The 6,915-nt window shown below is 72.4% G+C and carries 8 protein-coding genes; 6 read left to right on the top strand and 2 right to left on the bottom strand.

All coding sequences use genetic code 11. From position 1 onward, the window contains the following. Positions 1 to 132: 132 nt before the first annotated feature. A complete protein-coding gene (locus tag IEZ17_RS40935) occupies positions 133 to 630 on the bottom strand; it encodes a MarR family winged helix-turn-helix transcriptional regulator (protein ID WP_189308718.1) in 498 nt (165 codons plus the stop codon). Positions 631 to 1,021: 391 nt separating this feature from the next. On the opposite strand from IEZ17_RS40935, the gene IEZ17_RS40930 reads away from it, so the two are divergent. After that, complete coding sequence (locus IEZ17_RS40930) at positions 1,022 to 2,233, top strand: cytochrome P450 (protein WP_189308717.1); 1,212 nt, start codon at positions 1,022 to 1,024, stop codon at positions 2,231 to 2,233. A gap of 53 nt (positions 2,234 to 2,286) precedes the next feature. Beyond that, positions 2,287 to 2,481 carry a ferredoxin gene (locus tag IEZ17_RS40925; RefSeq protein WP_189308716.1) on the top strand — a complete coding sequence of 65 codons (195 nt, stop codon included), beginning with the start codon at positions 2,287 to 2,289 and terminating at the stop codon, positions 2,479 to 2,481. Positions 2,482 to 2,568: 87 nt separating this feature from the next. Here the strand turns inward: IEZ17_RS40925 and IEZ17_RS40920 are convergent, their stop codons facing one another. Further along, positions 2,569 to 3,420, bottom strand: coding sequence for a helix-turn-helix domain-containing protein (locus IEZ17_RS40920; protein WP_229853119.1), 852 nt, complete (start codon positions 3,418 to 3,420; stop codon positions 2,569 to 2,571). 136 nt (positions 3,421 to 3,556) lie between these two features. Here IEZ17_RS40920 and IEZ17_RS40915 point away from each other — a divergent pair, with 136 nt between their 5' ends. The 4 genes from IEZ17_RS40915 to IEZ17_RS40900 all read left to right on the top strand — a co-directional run bounded on the left by IEZ17_RS40915 (position 3,557) and on the right by IEZ17_RS40900 (position 6,566). Then, positions 3,557 to 4,612 (top strand): NAD(P)-dependent alcohol dehydrogenase, encoded by a 1,056-nt coding sequence (locus IEZ17_RS40915; RefSeq protein ID WP_189308714.1) that lies wholly within the window; start codon positions 3,557 to 3,559, stop codon positions 4,610 to 4,612. A 196-nt stretch (positions 4,613 to 4,808) separates the two neighbouring features. Then, on the top strand, positions 4,809 to 4,979 hold the full coding sequence (rpmF, locus tag IEZ17_RS40910; protein ID WP_189308713.1) for a 50S ribosomal protein L32: 171 nt from the start codon (positions 4,809 to 4,811) through the stop codon (positions 4,977 to 4,979). A 7-nt stretch (positions 4,980 to 4,986) separates the two neighbouring features. Next, on the top strand, positions 4,987 to 6,306 hold the full coding sequence (locus tag IEZ17_RS40905; protein WP_189308712.1) for a GTP-binding protein: 1,320 nt from the start codon (positions 4,987 to 4,989) through the stop codon (positions 6,304 to 6,306). Next, complete coding sequence (locus IEZ17_RS40900; RefSeq protein WP_189308711.1) at positions 6,303 to 6,566, top strand: hypothetical protein; 264 nt, start codon at positions 6,303 to 6,305, stop codon at positions 6,564 to 6,566. Before IEZ17_RS40905 ends, IEZ17_RS40900 begins: the two co-directional genes overlap by 4 nt. Positions 6,567 to 6,915 lie beyond the last annotated feature (349 nt).

Here is a 6,915-nt window from a genome sequence, read left to right as displayed (position 1 = left end):
GGCAAGAACGCCACCCCGGGGAGCAGCGCCAACGGCACCGGCCACAGCGGTCGCGTCGAGATCGAGTAGCAGCGCCGCCGGCGGGGGGGATCGCCGTCAGGGTCTGTCCGGTGGGTCGGGGCCGGAAAGGCCCTACGCCCCCCGCCCCCGCTGGCGTGGCTCCTCCGCGTGCTTTTCGCGGACGTAGACCACCAGGCGTTCCAGTACGGCCATCGTGGTGTCGAGCTCGGCATCGTCGAAGTCGCTGAGAGCCTGCCGCAATTCGGCCAGTCTGGCGTGCTGGAAGCTGCGCAGGACCTCCCTGCCGTGCGGCGTGATGGCGACCTGGCGGGCGCGGCGGTCCAGGGAGTCCGGGGTGCGTTCGACCAGGTCCTGGGATTCCAACTGGCCGATCTGCCGGGTGACATGCGGCGGTTCGACCATCAGCTGGGCCGCCAGGTCGCCGACCCGGCTGACACCGCCGCTGTTCTCCAGGGCCATCAGCAAGTAGAGGTCGGAGCGCCCGGCCGTGACACCCGCCTGGAGCGCCTGGCGCTCGTGCGCCCGGGAGCGGGTGAGCAGATAGGACAGCGTGGCCAGCACCTTTTGCAGTGCGGCGACGGAGTCCTGGTCTCGTACGGGGTCCGGCATGGGGGCACTGTAGCGGGCACCGGTCCCCGGATCCGCAGCGTTCCGTACCAGGATGTGGCCGGATCCCGACGTACCGCCCGCCGGCAAACGGCAGGGACCGGCACAACTCTCCGCAGTCCGCGCCCCGTTCGGCATGCGCCCCACTTCGAGCCGGGTTTGAGCCAACCTCGTGCGGTCCTCGATCAACCCTTCCCTCCCCTGCCGGGCGTGAGTTAACGTAACGACAACTTAATTGCTTAAGTTAGGTAACTAGCAAGGGGTGATGAGCTTGCCACGGGCAGCGGGCCTGCGGCTCGGCGGCCCGGCTACGTCACCAGCACGGGAGTTGGCAATCCACGGCAGTTCGGCAAGCCACCGCAGTGCCGTGTCCGAACGCGGAAGGACCACCCGCATGACGACCGCAGAACGTACCGCTTCCCCCGACGCCCTCGCCGTCCCGGCCGCCCGCGCCCCGGGCTGCCCCTTCGATCCCGCACCCGGCGTCAGCCGCGCGGCCCACGAGGAGCCGGTCACCCGGGCCACCCTCTGGGACGGCTCCGCCTGCTGGCTGGTGACCCGGCATCAGGACGTTCGCCAGGTGCTCGGCGACCAGCGCTTCAGCGCCGACGCGCACCTCCCGGGATTCCCGTTCCTCACCGCCGGCGGACGCGAAATCCTCACCGGCGGCACCACGTTCATCCGCCAGGACGACCCGGAGCACGCCCGGCTGCGCCGGATGCTCACCGCCGACTTCATGGTCAGGAAGGTCGAGGCGATGCGCCCGGAGGTGCAGCGCCTCGCCGACGAGCTGATCGACCGGATGACCGACGGCCGCACCTCCGCCGACCTGGTCACCGACTTCGCGCTGCCGCTGCCGTCCCTGGTGATCTGCCTGCTGCTCGGCGTCCCCTACGAGGACCACGGCTACTTCCAGGAGCGCAGCCGGATCCTGCTCAGCCTCCGCTCGGCCGCCGAGGACGTCCGCACCGCCCAGCTGGAGCTGGTCGACTATCTGACCCGGCTCGCCGAGTCCAAGCAGGACCGGCCGGACGACGGCATCGTCAGCCGCCTGGTCGCCCGCGGCGAGCTGAGCTTCGCCGAAATCGCCACCATGGGGCGGCTGTTGCTGGTCGCCGGGCATGAGACGACCGCCAACATGACGGCCCTGTCCACCCTCGCCCTGCTGCGCAACCCCGACCAGCTGGCGCGGCTGCGCGCACAGCCGTCGCTCGTCCAGGGCGCCGTCGAGGAGCTGCTGCGCTATCTGACGATCGTCCACAACGGCGTACCGCGCGTCGCCACCGAGGACATCGTCGTCGGCGGGCGCACCATCCGCGCCGGCGAGGGCGTGCTGTGCACGATCAACACCGCCAACCGCGACGAGGACGTGTTCCCCGGCGGCGACGCCCTCGACGTCACCCGCGACGCCCGCCGCCATGTCGCCTTCGGCTTCGGCGTCCACCAGTGCCTGGGGCAGCCGCTGGCCCGGGTGGAGCTCCAGATCGCCGTGGAGACCCTGATCCGCCGGCTGCCCGGCCTGCGGCTGGACATCCCCTTCGAGGACGTCGCGTACCGCAGCGATATGGCCATCTACGGGGTGCACTCGCTGCCGATCGCCTGGTAGCCCGCGGCACCCCCGCACCGACCACCTTTCCTTCCGCACCCTTGGGGAGAACCATGCGCATTCACGCCGACCAGGAGAAGTGCTGCGGCGCCGGAAGCTGTGTGATGGCCGCGCCGGACGTCTTCGACCAGCGCGAGGAGGACGGCATCGTCGTCGTCCTCGACGCCGAGCCGCCCGCCGCACTGCACGACGCGGTCCGCGAGGCGGCGGCCATCTGCCCGGCCGCCGCGATCTCGCTGTCCGACTGACACCCCGCGTACGGGCCCCGCACGCCCTGCGGGGTCCGTACGCGACCGGCGAAACGGCAGGTGAGGCCCTGACCCGCCGGGCCGCCCTTACGCCCCCCGGCCCGCCGCGTGCCGCGGCCACGCCGCCAGTGCGCGCAGCGCCTCCGCGGACGGCGAGCCCGGTGCGGCGTGGTGGGTGACCAGCATCTGCTCGGGGTCGTCCGGCACCCCCAGCGACTCGTAGGCGAGGGTCAGCGGACCCACCAGCGGATGGTTCAGCTGCTTCACGCCGAAGCCCTTGTCCTTGACGTCGTGCCGGGCCCAGAACCGCCGGAACTCCTCGCTGCGGTCGGCCAGTTCGGCGATCAGCGCGGCCAGCGCCGGATCGTCCGGCCGGCGCCCGACCTGCCGCCGCAGCAGGGCGACCAACACGCACGCCTTGCCCTCCCAGTTCACGTACAGCTCGCGCGTCGCCGGATCCAGGAAGACCTGCCAGGCCATGTTGCGCCGCTCGGGCGGCATCGCCGGGAAGTCGCCGAACACGGCGCAGCCCAGCCGGTTCCAGCCGATGATGTCCAGCCGCCGGCCGACGACGAACGCCGGGACGTGCTCCATGGTGTCCAGCAGCTCCTGGACGGCGGGCCGTACCCGCTGCGGCCGGTCGGCCGGACGGCCCCGGCGGGAGACCGGCCGGACCAGGTGCCCCAGGTGGTCGCGCTCGGCCGGGGTCAGCCGCAGCGCGTCGGCGATCGCCTCCAGGACGGCGGCCGAGACGTTCCGGCCGCGGCCTTGTTCCAGGCGGATGTAGTACGCGACGCTCACCCCGGCCAGCTGCGCCAGCTCCTCCCGGCGCAGTCCCGGCACCCGCCGCCGCCCGTGCTCCGGCAGTCCGACGTCCTGGGGCCGCAGCCGGGCCCGCCGCGAGCGCAGGAACTCGCTCAGCTCGGTGCGCTGGTCCACCGCCGCGATCCGCGGCTGTACTGCGGGGCCGCCGGGCTCCCCGGACCGCTGGGTGGTTCCGTCAGTAGTAGGCACGCCATGCATATGTTCAAGAGTGCACTGGTTAGCCCTGAAGGGATGGCGCAATCTCGGTGGCATGACCCACACCTCTGTCGCCGCGTACGCCGCACCCGCCCCCAAAGCACCGCTGGAGCGGACCACGATTCCGCGCCGCGAGCTGGGTGCCCACGACATCCTGATCGACATCAAGTTCGCCGGTATCTGCCACTCCGACATCCACACCGTCCGCGCCGAATGGGGCGACGGCGGGAACTTCCCGATCGTCCCCGGCCACGAGATAGCCGGTGTGGTCGCCGAGGTCGGCGCCGAGGTCACCCGCTACAAGGCGGGCGACCGGGTCGGCGTCGGCTGCTTCGTCGACTCCTGCCGCGAGTGCGAGAACTGCCGGGCGGGCGAGGAGCAGTACTGCACCGGCGAGCTCGGCAACGTCGGCACGTACAACGCCACCGGGCGGGACGGAGCGCCCACCTACGGCGGCTACTCCACCCACCTCGTCATCGACGAGAACTACGCCCTGCGCATCCCCGACACCATCCCGCTGGACGCCGCGGCCCCGCTGCTGTGCGCCGGCATCACCCTCTACTCCCCGCTCGCCCACTGGAAGGCCGGCCCCGGCAAGAAGGTCGCCGTCGTCGGCCTCGGCGGCCTCGGACACATGGGCGTCAAGATCGCGCACGCGATGGGCGCGGAGGTCACCGTCCTCAGCCAGTCGCTGCGCAAGAAGGACGACGGCCTGCGGCTCGGCGCCGACCACTACTACGCGACGTCCGACCCGGCCACCTTCGAGCAGCTGGCCGGCACCTTCGACCTGATCGTCAACACCGTCTCGGCAAACCTGGACCTCAACGCCTACCTCGGCCTGCTGCGCACCGACGGCACCCTGGTCCAGCTCGGCGCCCCGGAGAGCCCGCTGCCGATCGCGCCGTTCGCGCTGATCACGCGCCGCCGGTCGTTCGCCGGATCGATGATCGGCGGCATCCGCGAGACCCAGGAGATGCTCGACTTCTGCGGTGAGCACGGACTGGCCGCGGAGATCGAGGTGATCAGCGCGGACCAGATCAACGACGCGTACGAGCGGGTGCTGGCGAGCGACGTCCGCTACCGCTTCGTGATCGACACCTCGACGATCTGAGCCATGGCGCGGCGGCCCTCCCCGGGGTCGCAGCGGCGCGCGAAGTCCGCCCGGGGCCGCCCCCACAGGCTGCCCCGGGCGTTTGCGTGCCGTGACCCCAGGCACGACGGACACTCTACTTGGAAATGGAACTCATTTCCATATAGCCTCTGACCTCCTGGCCGACGCCCATCCGACCGACGGAGGTCCCGCCCCCATGGCCGTACCCAAGCGCAAGCTCTCCCGCAGCAACACCCGCCACCGCCGCGCCCAGTGGAAGGCCGCCGCGCCCCGGCTGGTGCCGATCACCGTCGACGGCTCCGTGTACCAGGTCCCGCAGCGCCTGGTGAAGGCGTACCGGCTCGGCCTGATCGACCCGAAGGGCTGACCGGGCCATGACGCACCCCCGGCTGCCCGTCACCGTGCTCTCCGGCTTCCTCGGCGCCGGCAAGACCACCCTGCTCAACCACGTCCTGGGCAACCGGGAGGGCCTGCGCGTCGCGGTGATCGTCAACGACATGAGCGAGGTCAACATCGACGCCGCCCTCGTCCGCGGCGGCGCCGCGGCGCTCTCCCGCACCGAGGAACGCCTCGTCGAGATGACCAACGGCTGCATCTGCTGCACCCTGCGCGACGACCTCCTGGAGGAGGTCGACCGGCTGGCCCGCGAGGGCCGCTTCGACCACCTGCTCATCGAGTCCAGCGGCATCTCCGAACCGATGCCGGTCGCCGCGACCTTCGCCGCCCCGCGCGACGACGGCACCACCCTCGGCGATCTGACGCGCCTGGACACCATGGTCACGGTGGTCGACGCGGCCGGCTTCCTGCCCGAGCTGTCCGGCGGCGACGCGCTGACCGAACGCGGCCTCGACCAGTACGAGGACGACGAGCGCACGGTGAGCGATCTGCTCATGGACCAGATCGAGTTCGCCGACGTCCTCGTCCTCAACAAGACCGACCTGGTCGACACCGCCACCGCCGGACGGCTCCGGGCCACCCTCGCCCGCCTCAACCCGGCCGCCCGCGTCATCCCCGCCCGGCGCGGCGCGGTGGCGCTCGCCGACGTCCTGGGGACCGGCCGCTTCGACCTGGAACGCGCCCAGCAGGCGCCCGGTTGGGTCCGGGAACTCAACGGCGACCACGTCCCCGAAACCGAGGAATACGGCATCTCCAGCACCGTCTTCCGCGCCGCCCGCCCCTTCCACCCCGCCCGCCTCTGGCAGTTCGTCACCGAACAGCTCGACAGCGGCGCCCACGGTGGCATCCTCCGCTCCAAGGGCTTCTTCCGCCTCGCCACCCGGCCCGGCATCACCGGACTGTGGTCGCAGGCGGGCGCAGTGGCCCGCTTCGAGCCGTCGGGGGTCGACGGGGAGAGCGGCGGCGCGGCCCCCGAGGACACCGCCGGCCCGTCCGGCCAGGAACTGGTCTTCATCGGCACCGGCCTGCGCCCGGACGGACTCCACGCCGCCCTGACCGCCTGCCTCCTCGCCCCCGGCGAGCCCGTCCCGGCCCCCGCCGACGACCCGTTCCCGCCCTGGGATGTCCACGGACCGGTCGACCCCTGCGAGCACGGGCACGAACACGACGACGGGCACGGGCGCGAAGACGGGCTCGACGACGGGCACGGGCACGACGACGGACACGGACGCGAGGCATCCCAACTGACGGCGTCGAAAGGGAAGTTGGCAGGGAAGTTGGCAGGAAAGTCCGCTTGACAGCCCGTCCCCGGGTGCGGAAGCCTGCGCTGCCCGGCGTCCACGGGGCGCCGTTCGGACACCACGCGAACGACCACACGAACGACCAGCGCGAACGACCGGCGCGAAGGACCAGCGCGAAGGACCAGGGGGCCTCTTCCATGTACCGCACCGCGCCCGGCGTCGGATTCCTCCTCCCGCTCGTCGCCCTCCTGGTCGTCGGCGGTGTCGTGGCGGCCGTCGTGGCGGGGGTCCGCGCATGGCGGCGCCGCCGCGACTGACGAGCCGCCCACCGCCCCGGCCCGCGGATTTTCTTTCCGCCGCATCGGCAACCCCGGCCTCCGCCGCACGTCGTCACGGGTGAGGGCGCCATCAGGCGCCGCCCGTCGAACCTGGAGCAGCCGACCGTGAACCCCTCCCGCACCGCCCGCCCCCGCCTGCGCCGCCCGGCCGGCGCCGGTCTGCTCGCCGCGATAGCGCTCGCCGCCGCCTCGACGGCCGGTACGGCGTACGCCGCCGAGACCTCGACCCCGTCGCCGCGCCCGACCCACGCCTCCCCGACCCCGTCCCCCACCCACGCCCCGGGCCACGGCACGCCCAGCCCGGTCCCCACGCAGCCCCCGGGCCACC

Origin of the sequence: Streptomyces albospinus (assembly GCF_014648695.1) — a bacterium.
GTDB lineage: Bacteria > Actinomycetota > Actinomycetes > Streptomycetales > Streptomycetaceae > Streptomyces > Streptomyces albospinus.
This window is presented reverse-complemented; position numbering and strand designations above follow the sequence as displayed.